At 40.8% G+C, this 20,462-nt stretch carries 16 protein-coding genes; all 16 read left to right on the top strand.

What is annotated here, in order from left to right:
- Positions 1–13: 13 nt before the first annotated feature.
- Entirely contained in the window at positions 14–3,562 is a 3,549-nt protein-coding gene (tssM, locus tag C942_RS16980; RefSeq protein WP_007467964.1) for a type VI secretion system membrane subunit TssM, read from the top strand.
- Positions 3,544–4,236, top strand: coding sequence for a type VI secretion system-associated protein TagF (gene tagF, locus C942_RS16975; RefSeq protein WP_007467961.1), 693 nt, complete (start codon positions 3,544–3,546; stop codon positions 4,234–4,236). The genes tssM and tagF overlap by 19 nt, the downstream gene beginning before the upstream one ends.
- Complete coding sequence (locus C942_RS16970) at positions 4,230–5,045, top strand: PP2C family protein-serine/threonine phosphatase (RefSeq protein WP_007467959.1); 816 nt, start codon at positions 4,230–4,232, stop codon at positions 5,043–5,045. The genes tagF and C942_RS16970 overlap by 7 nt, the downstream gene beginning before the upstream one ends.
- Positions 5,046–5,089: 44 nt before the next feature.
- A complete protein-coding gene (tssA, locus tag C942_RS16965) occupies positions 5,090–6,184 on the top strand; it encodes a type VI secretion system protein TssA (RefSeq protein WP_007467958.1) in 1,095 nt (364 codons plus the stop codon).
- 63 nt (positions 6,185–6,247) lie between these two features.
- Positions 6,248–6,760, top strand: a complete 513-nt coding sequence (gene tssB, locus C942_RS16960; RefSeq protein WP_007467955.1) for a type VI secretion system contractile sheath small subunit — start codon at positions 6,248–6,250, stop codon at positions 6,758–6,760.
- The gene (gene tssC / locus C942_RS16955; protein WP_007467953.1) at positions 6,757–8,247 is read left to right on the top strand and encodes a type VI secretion system contractile sheath large subunit; all 1,491 of its coding nucleotides are present in this window, start codon (positions 6,757–6,759) and stop codon (positions 8,245–8,247) included. Before tssB ends, tssC (C942_RS16955) begins: the two co-directional genes overlap by 4 nt.
- 53 nt (positions 8,248–8,300) lie before the next feature.
- The gene (gene tssC / locus C942_RS16950) at positions 8,301–9,842 is read left to right on the top strand and encodes a type VI secretion system contractile sheath large subunit (RefSeq protein ID WP_007467951.1); all 1,542 of its coding nucleotides are present in this window, start codon (positions 8,301–8,303) and stop codon (positions 9,840–9,842) included.
- On the top strand, positions 9,835–10,650 hold the full coding sequence (locus C942_RS16945) for a type VI secretion system accessory protein TagJ (protein WP_007467948.1): 816 nt from the start codon (positions 9,835–9,837) through the stop codon (positions 10,648–10,650). The genes tssC (C942_RS16950) and C942_RS16945 overlap by 8 nt, the downstream gene beginning before the upstream one ends.
- Positions 10,651–10,664: 14 nt before the next feature.
- Positions 10,665–11,138 carry a type VI secretion system baseplate subunit TssE gene (gene tssE / locus C942_RS16940; protein ID WP_007467946.1) on the top strand — a complete coding sequence of 158 codons (474 nt, stop codon included), beginning with the start codon at positions 10,665–10,667 and terminating at the stop codon, positions 11,136–11,138.
- A gap of 2 nt (positions 11,139–11,140) precedes the next feature.
- Positions 11,141–12,967: a type VI secretion system baseplate subunit TssF gene (gene tssF / locus C942_RS16935; protein ID WP_007467944.1), complete on the top strand. Its 1,827-nt coding sequence runs from the start codon at positions 11,141–11,143 to the stop codon at positions 12,965–12,967.
- Positions 12,964–13,947, top strand: a complete 984-nt coding sequence (gene tssG, locus C942_RS16930; protein ID WP_007467942.1) for a type VI secretion system baseplate subunit TssG — start codon at positions 12,964–12,966, stop codon at positions 13,945–13,947. The genes tssF and tssG overlap by 4 nt, the downstream gene beginning before the upstream one ends.
- A 40-nt stretch (positions 13,948–13,987) precedes the next feature.
- A complete protein-coding gene (gene tssH / locus C942_RS16925) occupies positions 13,988–16,582 on the top strand; it encodes a type VI secretion system ATPase TssH (protein WP_007467940.1) in 2,595 nt (864 codons plus the stop codon).
- Positions 16,583–16,784: 202 nt separating this feature from the next.
- A complete protein-coding gene (locus tag C942_RS16920) occupies positions 16,785–17,270 on the top strand; it encodes an Hcp family type VI secretion system effector (protein WP_007467938.1) in 486 nt (161 codons plus the stop codon).
- Positions 17,271–17,336: 66 nt separating this feature from the next.
- Positions 17,337–19,199, top strand: a complete 1,863-nt coding sequence (locus C942_RS16915; RefSeq protein WP_007467936.1) for a type VI secretion system Vgr family protein — start codon at positions 17,337–17,339, stop codon at positions 19,197–19,199.
- A 23-nt stretch (positions 19,200–19,222) separates the two neighbouring features.
- Complete coding sequence (locus C942_RS16910) at positions 19,223–19,510, top strand: PAAR domain-containing protein (RefSeq protein ID WP_036800715.1); 288 nt, start codon at positions 19,223–19,225, stop codon at positions 19,508–19,510.
- Between the two features lie 11 nt (positions 19,511–19,521).
- Positions 19,522–20,457 (top strand): hypothetical protein, encoded by a 936-nt coding sequence (locus tag C942_RS16905; RefSeq protein ID WP_157372643.1) that lies wholly within the window; start codon positions 19,522–19,524, stop codon positions 20,455–20,457.
- Positions 20,458–20,462: the final 5 nt, after the last annotated feature.

Raw genomic sequence — 20,462 nt, 5'->3', positions numbered from 1 at the left:
GGATGGCAGAAGAATGTTCAAAAAAGGATTACGTCGTATAGGACAAGCCTTGTGTTCCCGCTGGGCAATATCCCTGCTCGGATTATTGGCAATTTCATTATTGATTTGGTTTGGCGGTCCGTTGATAGCGATTGCTGGTAGTGAGCCACTTTCCAGCACTGTTACGCGCTTGTCTGTTTTATTAGCTTTGGTTCTTGTATGGGCGCTGATTAATTTGTTTCGTATGGCCAAAAGTAAGCGAGAGGATGAGAAAGCCGTAAAGTCTTTGCTGGATAATAATGATGGAGAAAATATTGATGCGGCGTCTCAGCGTGAAATTGATACGCTGCGCACACGAATCGTTCAGGCGCTTGATGTACTGAGTAAATCAACGCTGATTAAGGGTAAGAGTGTATATCAGCAGCCCTGGTATATATTAATTGGTCCTCCTGGAACCGGTAAAACAACGACCTTATTTAATTCTGGAATGGAGTTTCCTCTTAAGGACAAGTTAGGAAATGATCCACTGGAAGGGCTTGGCGGAACCCGCAATTGTGACTGGTGGTTTACTAATAAAGCGGTACTGATTGATACCGCAGGCCGTTATACAACTCAGGACAGTCATAGTGAGCAAGATGCACGGGCTTGGTTGGGTTTCCTTGGATTGCTGAAAAAATACCGTGTCAGGCGTCCAATTAATGGTGCCATTGTAACAGTGAGTCTGTCTGCGTTATTAACTCAGACGAAGACAGAAAGAAACCTCCACGCCCGGGCAATCAAGCAGCGTATCCAGGAACTGAAAAACCAGTTAGGGATGCATTTTCCAGTATATGTTGTATTGACGAAAGCCGATCTCGTTCCCGGATTTGGTGAGTATTTTGCTGACCTAACGCCTGAGCAGCGAGAACAGGTTTGGGGGATTACCTTCCCTGAACAACCGGAAGATGCTGAGCGCGGTGTTGTCGGGATGTTCAATAAAGAATTCTATGAGTTACTGCAGAGAATTTTAAAGCGGGTTAATACACGACTGCAAAATACTCGGGATCTTGATAACCGAACGCTGATCTATGAATTTCCACGACAATTACGTGCGCTTCAGGCTGCCACAGATGACTTTTTGAAAGAAATATTCACACCAAACTCTTTTGAAGAGGCTCCGATGCTGCGTGGCGTTTACATCGTTAGCGCAACCCAGCAAGGATTACCCATAGATCGAGTAATTACTGAGACATGCACTGATATGGGCTTGGGCTCTGTACCGCTGAAGCAGTACAGCGTTGAAAGTAAAGGTTTTTTCATCAAACGTTTGTTTGAGGATGTCATTTTCCAGGAACAGTATCTGGGAACCGTTAACCTACATCATCAAAAGCAGAAAGTCTGGCTAAGGCGAAGTGTTTTAGTGGCTTGCACCATTGCAACATTGTCAATGGCAACACTCTGGGCCCAGAGCTATTTCTGGAACCGATATCTGGTGGGTGAAACGGCGTCTTCAATCAAGGATTACAACGAGATAGTGGGTAAAGGGCTGACAGCAGAAACGGATGTCGTGACGCTTGTACGTGCGCTGGATGCCTTGAAAGATATGCCTGCCGGTTTTAGCGGGCAAATGCTGGATTCTAAAGGCATAAAGCGGGTTGGATTATATCAGGGTGATAAGATTGGACAGCCTGCACATGCGGCGTACGACAGGGGCCTGCAAGGGTTTCTTGCACCTTATCTGGCTGATGCGTTGATAAATGAAATGCAACTCAATCAGGGGTATCTGGAATATCTTTACGAGACACTGAAAACTTACCTGATGCTTTTTGACAGGGAGCATTATGAATATGAGCAGGTAATGAGTTGGCTTTCTGTCTATTTTGAGCGCTCATTTCCCGGGGAAGTTAATGAAGAATTACGTCAATCTTTGCTGGCTCATACCGAGAATTTATTGCGTAGCGGTGTAACAGGTATTGGGGAAAACCAAGATGCCGTAACTGCAGCCCGAGATGTTCTAACAGAGATGCCATTAGCAGAACGCGCTTATCAGCGCCTGAAGCTTGAGTTTGCAGATAGCCATATTCCGGAGTTCAAAGTAACTGACATTCTCGGGACGGAGGGCAGAGAAGTCTTCGTGAGAACCAGTGGAAAACCACTCTCTGACGGCATTCCAGGACTGTATACCTATAACGGTTTTCACAGCGTATTTCAGTTGGAGAATCAACGAATTGTTAAACGTCTGATGGAAGATAGCTGGGTGTACGGAGATGATCTGGATATTGAAGAGACTAATCGTGAACAGGTCGCTAAAGCGGTTCGGGAGAAATATTACCGGGACTATGTCTATGAATGGCAACAATTATTGGCTGATTTAAAACTCAGGCCTTACGGTAATGCCAGAGAGGGATTGTACCAGGCTCAGGTGCTCGCCGGTACAGAACAGCCGCTTGAAACACTGATTAAGGCGTTTCAAAAACAATTGCGGCTTACCAACTTACCAGTGAGCAAGAATGCTAAAGCTGCTGGTGAGGTGGCTGCCAATGCGGCTAACGTAGCTTTGCAGCATAAAAAGACAAGGCTAACCCGTTATCTCCCTAATGAGATGCCGAAGGTGGATATCGAATTGCCAGGTAAAGTAGTTGAAAAACAATTCTCTTCACTGCTTAAGCTCAATGAGGCTGATTTTAAAGCACTGAATGAATCCATGGTCCTCCTCTATAACTATCTGGCCAAGATGAGAAATAGTGGTGAAAAAGACCGAGTGGCTTACAAAAGCCTGTTAGGTCGAGAGTCTCAGGGAAATTTAAATAACATATTAGATCATGTTCGAAGTACGATTCCGGTACCGTTTAATCAGTGGATCGGTCAGTTAGAAAAGCAAACTTCTAAACTGGCGAAAAAGGGATCCAAAGTTCATATCAATACACTTTGGCAGGAGCAGGTAGTTAGTGAGTATCAGCGCTCAATAAAGGGTAAATACCCGTTCAGTCAGTGGGCAAGAAATGATGTGCAATTGAAAGACTTCGGGCGATTCTTTGGTCATGGCGGCATTATGGATAAATTCTTTGCGTCATATCTGGAACCTTTTGTTGATACCTCAAAGCGCAGATGGCGATTTACTAAAAATGTCGGTGTCAGTGAAGGAGCCTTACGTACGTTTGAGTCTGCCCGGCGAATCAGAGATGCGTTTTTTGCTCAGGGAAGTCAGGTGCCATATGTCGAGTTTGGTGTCAGGGCTGATTACCTCGATCAACATATCAATAATATTTTGTTTGAGCTTGGTGGACAGTCAATGATGTATCGTCACGGTCCATCCAGAGTTATTGACTTTACATGGCCAGATAAAACCACTTCGTCTGACGTCAGGTTGGTTTTCACACCACCGCAGTCAGGACATTCAATCACAAAAACGTTTGCTGGAGATTGGGGCTTGTTCCGAATGTTGGATCAGGCAGCACGGATTCGTTCCAAAACTCGCAAGGATCATTTGCTGAAACTGGAAGTGAAAGGAAATCGGACTGAGTTGAAATTGATACCAAACAGTGTTGTCCATCCTTTCTGGCTCAGGGATATAGAGAGGTTTTCATGTCCGGAAATATTGTAAAGCCTGTTATTGGCTATTTTGGCAAAGTTCCGGCGCGAGGTGACTTCATTCAGGATAACTTGTCCTCTGATTTTGTTGATGGCTGGAGAGAGTGGCTTCAGGCCGTAATGGCAGTCAGTAAGGAACAGTTGGGAAAGGAATGGCTAGGCTGTTATCTGACAAGCCCTGTGTGGCATTTTGCTTTGTCTCCGGGAGTTTGCGGTGACAAAACAGTGATTGGAACTTTAATGCCAAGTATTGATCAGGTCGGACGGCACTTTTATTTCACTTTGGCCACTGAGGTTGAAGGGCCACCAGTTGGTTTCTGGAGTCACAGAGAGTGGAGTAGTGAGTCTGAACAGAAAGTACTGGAATTGTTAGATGACGGAACAGACTTAAATAATTGGGTTGAGGCAATTAACTCAGCTGAGTGGTTTTCGCCGGATACGGAAGCATCATTACCGTTAAAGATAAATGCTACTCATAGCGGACACCTGATAGTTACAGCGGAGCAAAAGGTATCGTCAGATCAATTACTGCATAAAGCGTACAGAGACTGTTTTGAACGTTATTGTTTTTGGTGGACGTCCGGTTCGGAAAGGATCACGCCATGCACCCTCGTTACAAAGGGTCTGCCCTTGGTCAGTCAATTTGCAGCAATGCTAGATGGTGAATGGGAGCAGTGGGGATGGTAGCGCTGAAAGAAAGCAATCATAGTAAATATCAGATCTTCTCGCAGACGCATCCGGGAACAGTTCGGCAGCATAATGAAGATGCTTGTCTAGATATGCCTGAATCAGGCGTATTGTTAGTTGCAGATGGAATGGGCGGTCATAAAGCCGGTGATGTTGCCAGTAAAATGCTGGTGGATATTGTTAAACAAGCCATCTCGGAAACGTCATCTGATGTTCTGGATTTAAGCCACTTACATCACAGCTTGCAAAAAGCGAACAGGAAAATACATCAGTATTCGTGCTGTCACTTGAAGGGGGAAACCATAGGAACCACTGTTGTTCTGCTGTTTTTGCAGGGGAATACATATCATTGCTTATGGGCAGGTGACAGCCGAATTTATCTTTACCGGCATCAGAAACTAATACAACTGACAAGGGATCACAGTCAGGTTATGGATATGGTTGATAAGGGATATATTACTGCCGATGAAGTTGAAAAGCACCCAATGGCAAATATTATCACCAGGGCGGTTGGGGTTAGTGAGCAAGTTGAAATTGATCATATAAGTGGTCGGTTAAACCCCGGGGATCGTTTTCTGCTTTGTTCAGATGGTTTAACTAAAGAATTACCAGCCAGAGATATTTCTCATTGTTTGCAAGCAAATGAATTAAAAGATGCAGGTTTAGCGTTAATACATTCCGCTCTAGTAAAAGGTGCCTCAGATAACGTAACGGTTATGTTAGTTCAGGAACAAGAGAAACTAATAATCAATAACGAAAATATCAGATTTAATAATGATGATACTGTGCCGGTATTTAATCAAAAATAATTAATGTTGAGTGGTAGGGAATAATGGAGTGTAAGTGCATTATTATGGATGATTTAATTAATCTTGAACTTTTAAAACAACCTGTATCTGATGAGTTTCCGGCAGGAGAAGATCTCCGTAATGATATCACGCCAACATCACCTTATTTTAGCCTTAAGGATGTCAGGAATAATGCAAGAGCAGCAGAGAGAAATGCACTGGTTGAAAATGAGCCTCTGTTGTCATACTCCGCTAAGTGGAAAGATATTCTAACTAGTGTGCCGAATATATTAACGACACAGTGTAAAGATCTAGAGTTTACAGCCTGGTATATAGAAGCGCTTGCGAGAACTTATGGTTTTGCCGGCCTGAACTGTGGGTTCACGGTTGCAAAAATATTAATTGAAGAGTTTTGGGGATATTTATACCCCTTACCAGATGAAGATGGAATAGAAACCCGAATTGCACCATTGATTGGGTTAAATGGCTTTGAAGGTGAAGGTACATTACTAATGCCTATAGCCTGTATACCAATTACTGAACATAATGGAGAGCATGCCTACTCATTGTGGGAATATGAGCAGGCGTTGGAAATCGACCGTCTGGAAAATGATAAGAAAAAGCAGAGGCTGGATGCCGGAGGAATTGAACTAGCTGATGTGTTAGCAGCTGTTGAGGCATCAAGTACTGATTTCTATAAGCAGCTGGCATTGGATATTCAACAGGCTGTCGCATCTTATGAGCTGCTGGTACAGGTAATGGATGAGGTCTGTGAGATTTCATTACCAACATCGCATATCAGTAAGCGGCTACAGTCTTGTAAAGAAGCAGTTGATTACCTGGCCGGAGATCGTATTGATGAGGTTGAAACGGTCGAAATTGTGATTGATGAATCGGATATAAATGTATCTGATGAGGCAGTTACAACATCAATAAACTTTCAGTTAAACAGTCGTCAGGAAGCAATAAACAATCTAAAGAATATTGCCGTTTTTTTTAAGAAAACTGAGCCACATTCGCCAATGGCTTATGCGATTGAACAAGTTGTCCGCTGGAGTGATATGACATTGCCAGATTTGCTGTCGGAATTAATTTCGGATGGTGAAGCAAGAAATGGCTATTTTCGTTTGGTAGGTATCGAATCAGAAGAAGTTGAATAGAAGATTTAATTTTAAGTTTCTGTATGTAGATTAAAGTGCATAGTAATAAATAGGGAGAAGAACATGGGAAGTATCCACGGAAAATTATCCAGGGTGCGTAAGCCTAGGGTACATATTACCTATGATGTGGAAACTGAAGGCTCAAGCATTCAGAAAGAACTGGCTTTTGTTGTTGGTGTTATGGGGGATTTTGCTGGTCAAAATTTTGATGAAATCAAACCTATTAAAGAACGGCGCTTTATTCAAATCGACAGGGATAACTTCGACGATGTTTTAAATCGAATGAACCCACAGCTAAAATTTAAGGTTGATAATAAATTAGCTGATGATGGTACTGAATTAGATGTGTCACTCCAGTTTAAGTCAATGTCTGACTTTGAACCTGAAGCAATTGTTAACCAAGTTGAACCATTAAGAAAGCTGATGGAGACACGAAATAAATTGCGTGATTTGATGACAAAGGTTGATCGTTCTGAAGATCTTGAAAACTTACTAGAAACTGTATTGAACAACACAAGCCATCTACAAAAGTTATCGGATGAACTGAATCTGGGATCGGAGGAACCTGCGAAATGAGCACAGAAACATCGGCAGTGTTAGATGCAGCGGCAGAAGAAAGCATAGGTTCTTTTTTAGAACAGGCAATTGCAGCAACAAAGCAGACAGAAAGTTCCAGAGCTGAAGAGTTAATCAGAACTTTAACAGAGGAAGCACTCAAGGGAACGGTTACCTGGAATAAAAATCTGTCTGTAACTTTTCGTGAATCGATTGCGGCCATTGATCATTTAATTTCGATTCAACTGGCTGAAATTATGCACCAGAAGCAGTTTCAGAAGCTTGAGGGAAGTTGGCGTGGGTTGAATTATCTGGTCATGAATTCAGAAACTGGCCAAACATTGAAAATCCGTATGCTCAACATCAGTAAATCTGAATTACATAAGGACTTAAGTAAAGCTGTTGAGTTTGATCAGAGTCAGATCTTTAAGAAAGTCTATGAATCCGAATTCGGTACGCCTGGTGGTGAACCTTATGGTGCATTAATCGGTGATTATGAGTTTACTAATCACCCTCAAGATATTGAAACGCTGAGTATGATGTCAAATGTTGCTGCGGCTGGTTTTTCACCATTTTTGTCTGCTGCTTCTCCGGCATTGTTTGGTTTTGAAGAGTGGGCAGAACTCAGCAATCCTCGTGATTTGTCTAAAATGTTTGAATCACAAGAGTATGTTAAGTGGCGTTCATTCCGAGAAAGTGAAGATTCTCGTTTTGTTACTCTTACAATGCCACGTGTTTTGGCTCGATTACCATATGGTGAGTCGACATTACCGATCGAAGCTTTTAACTATGAAGAGTTTAAAGTTGACTCACCATCCGGGTTATCTTACGACGTTGATCATGAAGAGTACTGCTGGATGAACTCTTCATATGTCTTGGGTGCGCGCTTAACTGATGCATTCGCAAGATCAGGATTCTGTACAACGATTCGAGGTGCAGAAGGTGGCGGAAGGGTCGATAACCTGCCATCGCATATGTTTATCAGTGATGATGGTGATCCGGATCTAAAATGCCCGACAGAAATTGGCATCACAGATCGTCGAGAAGCTGAGCTTGGGCACATGGGTTTTTTGCCTCTCTGTCATTATAAAAATACAAACTATGCTGTTTTCTTTGGGGCCCAAACCTGTCAGAAACCAGTGAAATATAACTCTCCTGATGCAACAGCTAACGCAGCAATATCAGCGAGGCTACCATTTATCATGGCAACATCTCGTTTTGCTCATTATTTGAAAGTAATGGCGCGTGACAAAATTGGCTGTTATATGGAAGCCAGTGATGTTGAGACTTGGCTTAACAGATGGATTTTATCCTATGTGAACTCTGCTGAAGGCGCAGGGCAAGAAATTCGGGCTAAATATCCATTGGCAGAGGCAAAGGTTCAGGTGAAAGAGATTCCAGGAAACCCTGGTGCGTATAACGCCATTGCATGGTTACGCCCTTGGCTTCAGATGGAAGAACTAACAACGTCTATGCGTTTGGTCGCAAAAATTCCTGAGCTGGGTTAATTCATGTCGGAGCTGACTTTTTGTCAGCTCTCCTTTTTATTAAGGAGGTATTAGTGGAGTCCGCTATTCGCTTTATTGATACTGAAGATTTGGAAACAGTAACAAATAAGCTAAAAGATGGGAAAAGTGATCTTTGGTTTTCTGAAAGCGATGTTGTCGACCAATTTTTGAGTCAAAAGGATCCTTATTGGGCAATAAGAATTTGGTTAGAAAAAGATAATGTTAATTTCAGGGGGGTGAAAAGAAAAGAAGATCTGATTTATACGATTTTAAAATCTATCAATGATATTGATAATGTAATTGATAAGCAATTAAATGAGATTGTTCATTGTAATTGTTTTAAAAAAATCGAAGCAAGCTGGCGTGGACTTAATTATATTGTATCTAAGCATGATAAGTTTGATAAAGATCGAACTTGTAAAATTAAACTTCTTAATTTGAGTTGGAAAGAACTAAGTCGTGATATAAAAAAGGCAATTGAATTTGATCAGAGTGAAATATTTCGGCTGATTTATGGTAACGAATTCAGTATGCCCGGTGGAGAGCCATTTGGTTTATTAATTGGTGATTATCATATATCACATAAATCAGAGGTATACTCAGCATCTAATGATATCGATACTCTTAAAGGTGTTTCTCAGGTGGCAGCAGCATCTTTTGCTCCGTTTATAACTTCAGCTAAGCCTTCATTCTTTGGTGTTGACTATTTTGCTGAATTAGCAGGAGTAAGAAATATTAATAATCAGTTTTCTCTTCCAGAGTATCGCAACTGGCAAAGCCTTAGGGAAATGGATGACGCTCGCTTTTTGGGGATAGCAATCCCCGATATGTTAATGCGAAAGCCATATGAAAGAGATGGAACCAGAAGAGATAGCATCAAATTTGATGAAAATAGAATAAATCCTCACCGTGATTACCTATGGGGTAATGCAGCATATGGTTTTGCAGTTGTGGCGATAAAAGCGTTTTCTGAGTCAGGGTGGTTTAGTCAGATTCGCGGTATGAATCCTGGACGTTTTAATCGTGGCTTGGTTTTTGATTTACCTATAGTAGAAAATGAGATGTCAGCTATGCCTAAGAGTCATAAGTCACCAGTTAATCTACAGGTAGGAGATAAATTAGAGAAAGAGTTATCGGATAGTGGTTTTATGCCGTTATCGATTGTTCCTGATACCGGTCATTTGGTTTTTTTTAGTAATGCGTCAGTGAATATACCCAGAATTTATGATCTTACAGTTGCAAATGCTAATGCCAGAATTTCATCAATGCTTCAATATGTTATGTGTGTATCACGCTTTGCTCATTATATTAAAGTAATGGGAAGGGATAAGTTAGGTGGTTATGAATCGGCAGAAAGCATAGAACGAGATTTTCAGAAATGGTTGTTAAATTATACAACAGCCAGCAATGATTTAACTGAAGATGTTAATGCTCGATATCCTCTTAATGAGGCGAGTATAAAAGTTAAAGAAACTCCGGGTAAGCCAGGTAGCTATTATTCAATTATTAGATTACGACCTCACTTTCAGTTGGATCAGTTAGTCTCTTCTATTCGGTTGGTTACAGAACTTTCTCCGGGAGTACATTATGAGTGATTACAAGATGGAAAAAATAAAGAAATTAATACAAAGCGCGAAACTGAATAAAGCAATTGAATATACAGTATCCCAATTAAAGGATTATCCTTCGGAATTGGAACTGAGATGCCGCATGGTTGAGTTATTGTGCCTTGATGGACAGTTAGAACGGGCCGATAAACAATTAACACTCTTAATTAAACAACACCCTGATTGTTTGATTGGTGGTTCAAATCTTCGCTTATTAATAAGAGCCGCTCAGGCTCGTGTGGATTTTTCTCAAGGTGCTGATACGGCAACCCTGATAAATGAAGCTGATGCGTCGTTAGAACCTTTGGTTCGTATGCGTATTGCAATGAGAGAAAAAGACGATCAGATACTAAAGGAAAATGCCAACAAATTGGAAGAAAGTCGTAGAGATATTGCGGTTGAAATTAATGGTTATCAAAAAGATGTTGTTCGGGATCTGGATGACAGTTTCGCCGGTTATCTGGAAGTATTCGGTACCGATGGGAAGTATTACCTGATTCCTTTCGAAGATCTAATCAGTTTGTCTCTGAAGCCTGTGACATCCTTGGTTGAGCTTTGCTGGCGTAAAGCTGAGATCGATATAAAAGGTGGTATGAGTGGAGAAGCATTTATTCCTGTGACATATCTGGGTAGTGATACTGATGCTTTGAAACTTGGACGAGAAACAGACTGGTTTTCAATTGAAGAAGCAGATGTTTGGTTTGGAAAAGGCCAGAAAATGTTATTGAGCGGGGATGATGCTATACCTCTTTCTCAAATAAGTCGAATACAGTCAATATCAGAACGTATGGAATAAGGTTGTTTGGTGTTATGAGTGTCTCAAAACAACTACTCCCTTCAATACTTGATCGTCTTCTTGATGATGATCCTGAATCTACCCGAGAAGTTTCTCGTGTTTTTCATTGGCGTGAGATGCGTCAGAGCGTGAGAAGAGATTTGGAAAATCTGCTAAATGCAAGGATTAGTTGGTTAGTCTGGCCGGATTGGTGGTCAGAACTGGATCATTCATTACTTACTTATGGTTTACCAGACTTTTCGGCAATGCCGTTAAGCAGTGTTGATGGAAGGGATGAGTTATGCCGGGTTATCGAAGAAACAATCAGAAAGTTTGAACCCCGATTTACTGATGTTGCTGTAAGCGTTATCAGTGAAGAACAGCCGTTGGATCGTATATTGCGTTTAAGGATACACGCTTTACTCAGGGCTGATCCTGAGCCTGAAGAGGTTTTTTTTGATTCAGAGGTTGAACCTGTGTGCCTGGGAATAAGAGTACGTGAGTCGTAAATATGAGTGATGAACTTCTGAAATATTATAACCGTGAACTTGCTTTTGTTCGCCATATGGGGGCAGAGTTTGCCAAGAATTATCCTAAAGTTGCTGGGCGACTTAAATTATCTGAAGAACATGTGGAAGATCCGCATGTCTCAAGGTTGATTGAGAGTTTTGCTTTTCTTTCGGCACAAATTCGCTGCAGTCTTGATGACCAGTTTCCAGAGCTTACTGAAGCTTTATTGGGGCAACTATTTCCTGACTATCATGCCACTATTCCGTCAATGTCAGTGATAAAGATGACTACACAGAATATGACGGATAATGGTTTTATATTGCCAAAGGGAACTCCAGTAAAAAGTAGCGTGAAGGGTTTTAAAACATGTCATTTTACCACTTGCTATGATACTGAGCTTTGGCCTGTAGAAGTTACCCATGCTGCTTTTGATAATGCGCCTTTTAAAGGGCCTAAAGCCTGTTTTCAGAAAGTAGCAAAGTCTGTACTGAAATTGACATTAAGAGGTGAGTTTGAAGAGACAAAACTTGAAAAATTAGACTTTAACAAGCTCCGTTTTTATCTTCATGGCCAGCCTCAGCTTAGTTATTTGCTATATCAGTTATTGTTTAAGTCTGCGGTTGGTATTTCTATCGTCCCATTAGGTGAACCAGCTATTTGTCACTATTTGCAGCCTCGGCATCTTGGCACGGTAGGGTTTGATGATGAGCATGAGGTTGTACCTTATCAAAAACGAACATTTAGTGGCTACCGACTACTCGTAGAGCATTTTTTATTCCCGAAAAAATTTTTATTCTTTGAGCTTAACGAGCTGAAATCGGAGTGGTTCGGGAAGGGGAATCAGGTTGACCTATATATTTATTTTGATGAAGACGATGAATGGTTATCAAAGCAGGTCACAGCCGACAACATATTGCTGGGCTGCACGCCTGTAATTAATTTGTTTGAGCAGGATCTTGAGCCTTTTGCGCTTTCTCCTGTTCAAAATGAGCATCGTCTTATACCGCAGTATCAGGATGCAGATATTTGTGAAGTTATACAGATAGATAATGTTAAAGCGTTTGATCCACACGGTAATGTTGTTTCGATCAACCCTTTTTATGGCAGTGGTCAGGGGTATCTGACTGAGCATGATATGTACTGGTCTCAGCGACGTGAGTTTACTGGGTTGGCTGGAGGACATGATGAACCCGGCTGTGAAAACTATTTATCCATTGTTAATTCTGATTACCGATCTGTTGATATTGATGAGTATGAACAGTGGTTGGTGAAAGTCAGTGCGTTGTGCAGCAATAGAAATTTACCGATACGCTTGCCTTTTGGGGGTGGGCAGCCGTCACTGTCTGTAAGTCGACGTTCAGATACGCTAAAAGAAGTGCGCTGCCTAATGGCACCAACCGCTCCAGTTCGTCCTAAGTTAAAAGAGAGTACTCGATGGCAGTTTGCAAAACACCTGACGTTAAACCATTTCAGTGGCGAAGACGGGTTATCGACTCTTATCGAATTACTAAAACTTTATGATTTTGAACAGAGCCCGCAAAGCAAAGCGATTATTGACGCGGTCACTGGTTTAAGAATCAATCTGGCTAGTGCCAGGGTTGTGCAGAGTGGTCGTGTGGGATTCTGTCGTGGTTCTGACATAGAAGTCGAATTTGCGACAAGTGAACTTTCTGGAACCAGTATATTTTTCTTTGGCAGTATTCTCTCTGCTTTCTTTTCTCAATTTACTGCAATTAATAGCTTTACTCGCTTAAGTGTCCGTCTACAAGGGCATGTTGAGTCGTTTCATCAATGGCCAGCAATTGCAGGGAGTAAAGAGATGTTATGAAAATTGCAAAGTTAATTGAAAGGATTGATAAGAACAACTTTTACGAAACTGTTTATGCTTTGCAGCGCTGGCTGTCACTTCATTTTGATTGTGGCGTCGTTGGAACCGATACATTACCAGCAAATGAAGGAATACGGTTTAAGGTTTCTCAGCACTTGGGCTTTCCGGGAGCGGCAATTGAATCTGTCAGTCAAGGAAATGGTGGAAAAGAGAATGGTGTAAGTTGTTATGTCAATTTTACCGGATTAACGGGGCCGAGTGGTGCTTTGCCAAGCCATTATACCGAATTGTTGATGGAGCGGGTTAGACTGAAAGATACCGCACTACGTGATTTTTTCGACATATTTAATCATCGGCTTCTTTCTTTGCATTATCGCACATGGGAGAAGTTTAATTTTCCTGCTCAGTATGAAAAGCAGTTGAGAGGAATTGAAGCGCCACAGGATCAAATTCTGCGCGCTTTGACTGGCGCACAGCATGATGCGGAGGTTTTCCTTGGAGGTTTGTTTGCGCAGCAGATAAGAAATACGAAAACGTTGCAGCAGATATTAGAGATTCTGACCGGCTGTCAAATAGAGATTAGAGAATTTGTTGGTCGTTGGGTCTCGTTACGTGAAGATGAGCAAACTTCTCTGGGGTCAAATATTCAGCCTGAGGGGCAGTATGCCCGGCTTGGTGTGAGTACGTTTTTGGGGCAAAGGGTCTGGGATATTACATCGGCAATAGATGTAGAGATTATAGGTGCCAGCCCGGATCAGTGTCTGGAATTAATGAGCCGGGGGAAATTAACCTGTAAGTTAAAGCAGGTTGTTAGTCATTATGTTCCGACCTCAGTAGATGTGAAATGGTATTTAAAAACCACCTATCGAAGCCTTCCCATAGCTGATCTGCGTAAATCTAGCCCCGGATTAGGACAGGGAGCTTCATTAATGATGCGCCGTTGTTATTTAGATAAACCTCTGAGTATCCCTGTTTGTTGAACTCAGAAGATGTCATTTAAGAGATAAAAGGAATAGAAGCATGTCAACCATGACGTTAAAGTCGTTAGTAGACAAACTGACGCCACACTGTAAAAGAAAATTAGAAGAGGCTGCCGGCATATGTCATAGCCGAAGCCATTTCAGCGTTGAAATTCAACATTGGCTAACAGTGATGTCTGAAGGTGATTCTGGTGATCTGTCCGCCATAGCTTCATATTTTGAAATCAGTTTACCTGTGCTACACAATCAGCTGGTTATTGGGCTTGAACAACTTAAAACAGGCAACAGTAATCCACCCGGATTATCTTCTCAATTAGTAAATTTAATTCGAGCATCCTGGATGGCTGCAACCATTGAGTTTAATGAGGACGCGATCAGGACTGTACATATTATCTATGCGCTATTAAATGATGAAAGCCTTGTGGCTTTAATAAACAGGGATGCGCAGGAATTAACAAAACTCAATGCTCCTCAATTGCTTTCATTATGGCCTGAAATTATCAAAGAATCGGATGAACATTCAGCTTGTTCGGATAATCACCAACCTGATAATAGCTATTCAGCACAGTCACTTGAACAATATACGATTGATCTGACAGCACAGGCTAAAGCTGGTGAAATCGATCCGATTTTGGGACGAGATAATGAGATTCGCCAGATGATAGATATTCTCACCCGTCGCAGACAAAACAACCCTATTCTTACCGGGGAAGCCGGTGTAGGTAAAACCGCTGTTGTTGAGGGCTTAGCACAACGAATCGTCGATGGTGACGTTCCTGATGCCCTAAAAGATATATCGATTCGTGTACTAGATCTGGCTTTATTACAGGCCGGAGCGGGTATGAAAGGGGAGTTTGAAAATAGACTGAAAACTGTAATTAAAGAAGTTAAGAGCTCTCCAACACCTGTTATTTTATTTATTGATGAAGCCCATACTCTGATCGGAAGTGGTGGTCAGGCTGGTCAGAATGACGCTGCAAATTTGTTAAAACCAGCTTTGGCTCGTGGAGAGTTACGCACAATAGCGGCAACAACTTGGGCTGAGTATAAAAAATATTTCGAAAAAGATGCAGCTCTGACAAGACGATTCCAGGTGGTAAAAATAGAAGAACCCGATGAAGCGACAGCTGTCGTTATGTTGCGCGGTTTATTACCGGTGATGGAATCACATCACAAAGTGTCCATTACTGATAATGCACTTCAGGCGGCAGTCAGGCTATCCGGCCGATATATTACTGGGCGTCAGTTACCGGATAAAGCCGTCGCATTACTTGATACAGCATGTGCCCGCGTAGCGATGAGCCAGGCTTCAATTCCGGGTAAAGTTGAAGAGTTAATCCGCTTACGCCAACAGCTACAAGCTGAGATAGCGGTTTTAGAAAAAGAAGAGCTTACAGGCAGTAATCATGAGAAGACATTAATAGGGCTGACAGAAAAGATGACTCAGGTGGAGTCTCAATTAAGTCAGCTAGAAAATAACTGGAGAGATGAAGCGACGCTTGTAGAAAAAGCGAAAACATTATCGGAAAAAATAACGCAAGCATCAGATGATTTTGATGAAGATAGAAAAGAACTTATTTCATTAAAATCTCTTCTTGAAGAAAAGACAGAACCGATGGTTCATCTTGAAGTCAATGAATTATTAGTCGCTGAAGTCATTGCCGACTGGACCGGGATTCCATTGGGTCGGATGCAAAGTGATGAAATACATAATATGTTAGTTTTGCCAGAGCGAATGAAGCTGCGGGTGATCGGACAGGATCATGCGCTTGAGCAAATAGGACAGGTTGTAAAAACTGCAAGAGCCCAGTTAAGCGATGAAAAGCGGCCTAATGGGGTGTTCCTGCTTACCGGGCCAAGTGGTGTCGGCAAAACCGAATCAGCATTAGCTCTGGCTGAACAGGTTTATGGTAGTGAAGATAATATTACAGTTATCAACATGTCTGAATTTAAGGAAGAGCATAAGGTATCCCTTCTTGTTGGGTCTCCTCCAGGTTATGTGGGTTATGGTGAAGGAGGGATTCTTACTGAGGCCGTTCGAAGAAAACCATATGGTGTGGTGCTCCTGGATGAAATAGAAAAGGCGCATCCAGGAGTTCAGGATATTTTTTATCAGGTATTCGATAAAGGAATACTGAAGGATGGAGAAGGACGAGATATCGATTTCAAAAATACCATTATCATAATGACTTCGAACGTCGGTACCGAAAGCACTATGGCATTATTTGAAGATGAAGAAACTACACCTTCTATTAAAGGGCTTGAAAATGCATTAGAGGAAGATTTACTTAAGGTGTTCAAACCTGCATTTTTAGGGCGAATAGATGTTATTCCTTATGTTCCTTTGAATGAAAATGTAATTAATGAAATAGTAAAGTTACAGTTAAGTAGAATAACTGAAAGGATAAGGAGATATTATTCTGCTGAATTTAAATATACTGATAAGGTGCTTTCCCATCTAACATCTCAAAGTATTCACTCTGGTTCAGGTGCAAGAAACATCCTAAACAATCTGCAACGTTCATTGTTACCCTTGATATCAACGGAAATATTGGAAAAGCTATCTTTAAATAATGGGTTTAGTGATATTTTAGTTGATGTCGAGGATGATAAGTATGACGTAATTATAAAATAAGTTTTCTTTATTTTTAAAATTAAATGGGAGGTGTGTCGTAGTTCAAATTTTGTATTCTTTTGTGATAAGAAATTCTGTGTGATATTTCAATCCACTAAAATTTATGTATTTTAACCTTTAGATATTTTAAAGCATCAAAAGAATTGGTGTGATTATCTATTGTTATTAGTGTCATTAACCAGTAGTGCTATAGGAGATTAGCATGCAATCAAATACTTATCTTGATTATAATAAGATTAAGGGTGAAGCTACAGCAAATGGCTTCAAAGATATGATAACGCTATTATCTGTTGATTGGAGCGTTGGTCGTGAAATTACATCGTATACAGGTACATCACATGACCGTGAGGCCAGTGCTGCTCGCTTGTATGATATGACTATCACCAAACTTCAAGATAGGTCATCAACAGAGCTTTTTAAGGAAGCGACGATTGGTAAAGGTGTGCCAGCTATATTTCACATTACTAAGCAGGGGCATCCAGATGTTGAAGAAGTCATGAAGATAACACTGACTGATGCAATGATCTCAAATTACAGTGTTTCAATTCAGGATGATCGTCCGATTGAAACCATCACTATTTCTTATACAGAAATGGAAATGTGTGTGACTCCTTCAACCGATAAAAACGTCCTTGAATCTACTCAAAACATTTATAAATATAGTGGCCTTACTGGTAAGGGCGCATAAGTATAACCTGTATGACGGGATAGCTTTGCTATCCCGATTTATAAATATAGATAGGTTTTTCTACCAATGGAAAAAGCAACGCAAGATAAAAATATAATTAGTATAACAACACCTCTTGGTAAGGATGTTTTATATCTGACTAAGTTTGAACTTCAAGAGGGAGTATCTTCGCTTTTTTCTATTCAGGCGTTTGTATATGCAAATAATGAATTGGTGGATGTAAAGTCAATTGTTGGTAAATCTGTTACAATTAAAATTGTTTATAACTTAGATGGAATGTTGTCTGAGCGCTTTATAAATGGGATTGTTTCATCTGCACGATCAACTGGTAGCAGGGCAACAGTTGTTGCTGATGGTGAAAAATATCAGGACTATATATTAAAGATTGAGCCGAATCTTTCATTACTTTCCGGAAGAACGAACTGTAGGATTTTTCAGGCCGTAAATTTTGAAAATATAGTTAAGACAATTTTTGCCGAGCATGATGTAAAAGTTCAGAGTGAACTGCAAAAGAATTATCCTATCTATGATTATAAGGTTCAATATCATGAAAGTGATTTAGATTTTGTTAATCGCCTACTTGAGGAAGAAGGTGTTTTTTTCTTTTTCCATCATGATGAAAGTGATCACTATGTTGTGCTTGCTGATGATATTACAGCCTATAAGGAATGTCCTGAAGCTACAGTTACTTATACCACTGGAAGTTATTCAGAAGCGCATATTCATAGCTGGTCAGCCGGTGTTGCTGTTGTGCCAGGTAGTAGTGTCCGGCGAGGTTATGACTTTATCAAACCGGGAGAAATTCCATCAGGTAAACATGCAAAGACTGAGCTGATATCGCCGCAGTCAGGCATGGAAGTATATGAATATCAGGCTGAGTCTGAGTTTAATCGGCGAGCTCAAAGTAGCGCTAATATTGCTTTGGAGTCATTGCAGAAAGATGTTGAGCTTTCCTCTGGTGGCAGCAATTGTCGCAGTTTTTCCGCCGGTCAATATTTCACATTTAAAGGTCATGAAGACTCACGTTTTAAGAACAAGAGTTATGTGCTTACTCATGTGAATTTACAAATCTCAGTGTCGAATCAAGTAGGTCCACAGAAAAGCCCTTATCAGTTTATTCAAAATCAATTTAGCTGTGTACCGAAGGAGACTGTTTACCGTCCTGCTCAGTTAACACCTAAACCCCGTATTTATGGTGCGCAAACTGCTGTTGTGACCGGTAACGACGGTGATGAGATTTATGTTGATAAATATGGTCGCGTGAAGGTGCTGTTTCACTGGGATCGTGAAGGAGTCCCCGATAGCACAAGTTCATGCTGGATACGAGTTGCGCAAAATTGGGCAGGGAATCGTTGGGGAGCTTTTTTCTTCCCGCGTGTTGGACAGGAAGTGTTAGTTGAGTTTCTGGACGGAGACCCGGATCAACCCATAATTAGTGGTGCTTTGTATAATGGTGACTTAATGCCTCCTTATGATTTACCTGGGAATAAAACGCAAAGCGGAATTAAAACATGCTCTACTAAAGAAGGTGGAGTCGATAACTATAACGAAATTCGATTTGAAGATGAAAAAGACAATGAGCTTCTTTATTTTCATGCTGAAAAAGACCACCATCTGATTATAGAAAATGATTTTTATTCATTTGTTGAAAATAACAGCAATCAGGTTGTTAAAAATGATTCGCAGGTGTCGATTGAAAATGATTTACAAAAAACGGTTAAGAATGATTATAAACTTCAAGTAGACAATAATATTAATGAGAAAATTGGAAAGCAGTTAATCATTGATGCTGGGAATAAAATCGTAATTAAATCTGGTGGGGCTTCGATTACTCTTTCTAGTGGTGGGTCTATAGATATTAAAGGCTCAAGTATAAAAGTAAATGGAAGTGATATTTCGTTAAAAGCCGGAACAATCGCGGTTAATTAATATTGAATAAGGTTTGTTTTATTATGGGTAAGCCAGCTGCAACAATATCTAATTTTCATGTTTGCCCCAAATATACAGGTAAAGTTCCCCATGTTGGAGGGCCTATTGTGTCTGGTTCTCCGAATGTTTTCATTGGTGGTCTTCCCGCTGCCCGTAAGGGAGATAAGCTTGTTTGTATTGGACCTCCTGACTCTATAAAAGAAGGATCGGCAACGGTAACTATAAATGGAAAACCTGCAGCTAGAATGGGTGATTCGACAAGTCATGGTGGTAAAATCATAGTTGGAAATCCAACGGTTACTATTGGGTAGCGATGATGCCTGTGGATATCGAGATCCATCACTTACAGGTAGGTCAATATACTAATAATGTTCAGATACTGTCCGTAGAACAGCCCTCCAATATCGAGCCTGTTCTGTGCCCTATGTGTGATGGAACAGTGAAGAGGGCTCTCCCTGTTCTTTCATTAAAAAAACAGAGCTATCAGCAAAGGATTATTGATTTACTGAGTACTGTTAAGGAAAACGAATGTATTAATAGATCTCTTAAGGTGCCTATTTGTATTTTACTGCCTCAAGTCTATGAGTTGACAGAAAAAATTAATCTGAAATTGTTTGAAGAAATTCTTAAGTTAATCCCTGGATTAAGTCAGGCCAAAGATTGCTCCTTATTTCCTTATGGGCGAAGTGCAATGCTACTTGCCTGGGAAAAGATAGAACGGTTATTTCTTGATGAAAGTCATCAGGAAATATTAATTCTTGCTGTTGATAGTGATTACAGATTATTTAGTCAAATAAGTAAAGAATGGGGGAGTGCTAGTGAAGATATTGCATCTGAAAGTATCATTATTGCCAGTATTAAAAAATCAGAGTTCGGCTTAAGTCGAGAATGGGCTTCATACGAGTTACGTACCAGTGATCAGGCTGAAAGTATCGCAATGGAGTTTATGTTTCGTCAATTTAAAAAGGAAAAAGCATTGCCCATTCATCAGTTTTATGCGCCTTTTGATGAGGCAGGAGTTCAAGTAAATGAATGGATGAGTGCTTATCCTTGTTTATTCCCATCTGTGGGTAAACATACAGAAATAATCATGACTACGCCGTTTACTGGCGACTTGGGTGCTTGTTCGGGACTTTATAACTTATTGCATTTGAATGAATGTTACCGGCAAGAAAAGTATTTGCACAATACAATGCAGCTTGAAATCTCACCACGATTATATCGCGCAGCTGCGTTTTATACCTGGCAGGAGAAATAGAGCCA

The sequence above is a fragment of the Photobacterium marinum genome (assembly GCF_000331515.1).
Lineage (GTDB): Bacteria > Pseudomonadota > Gammaproteobacteria > Enterobacterales > Vibrionaceae > Photobacterium > Photobacterium marinum.
The sequence above is the reverse complement of the archived record's forward strand: the minus strand, read 5'-3'. Positions and strand labels throughout refer to the sequence as shown.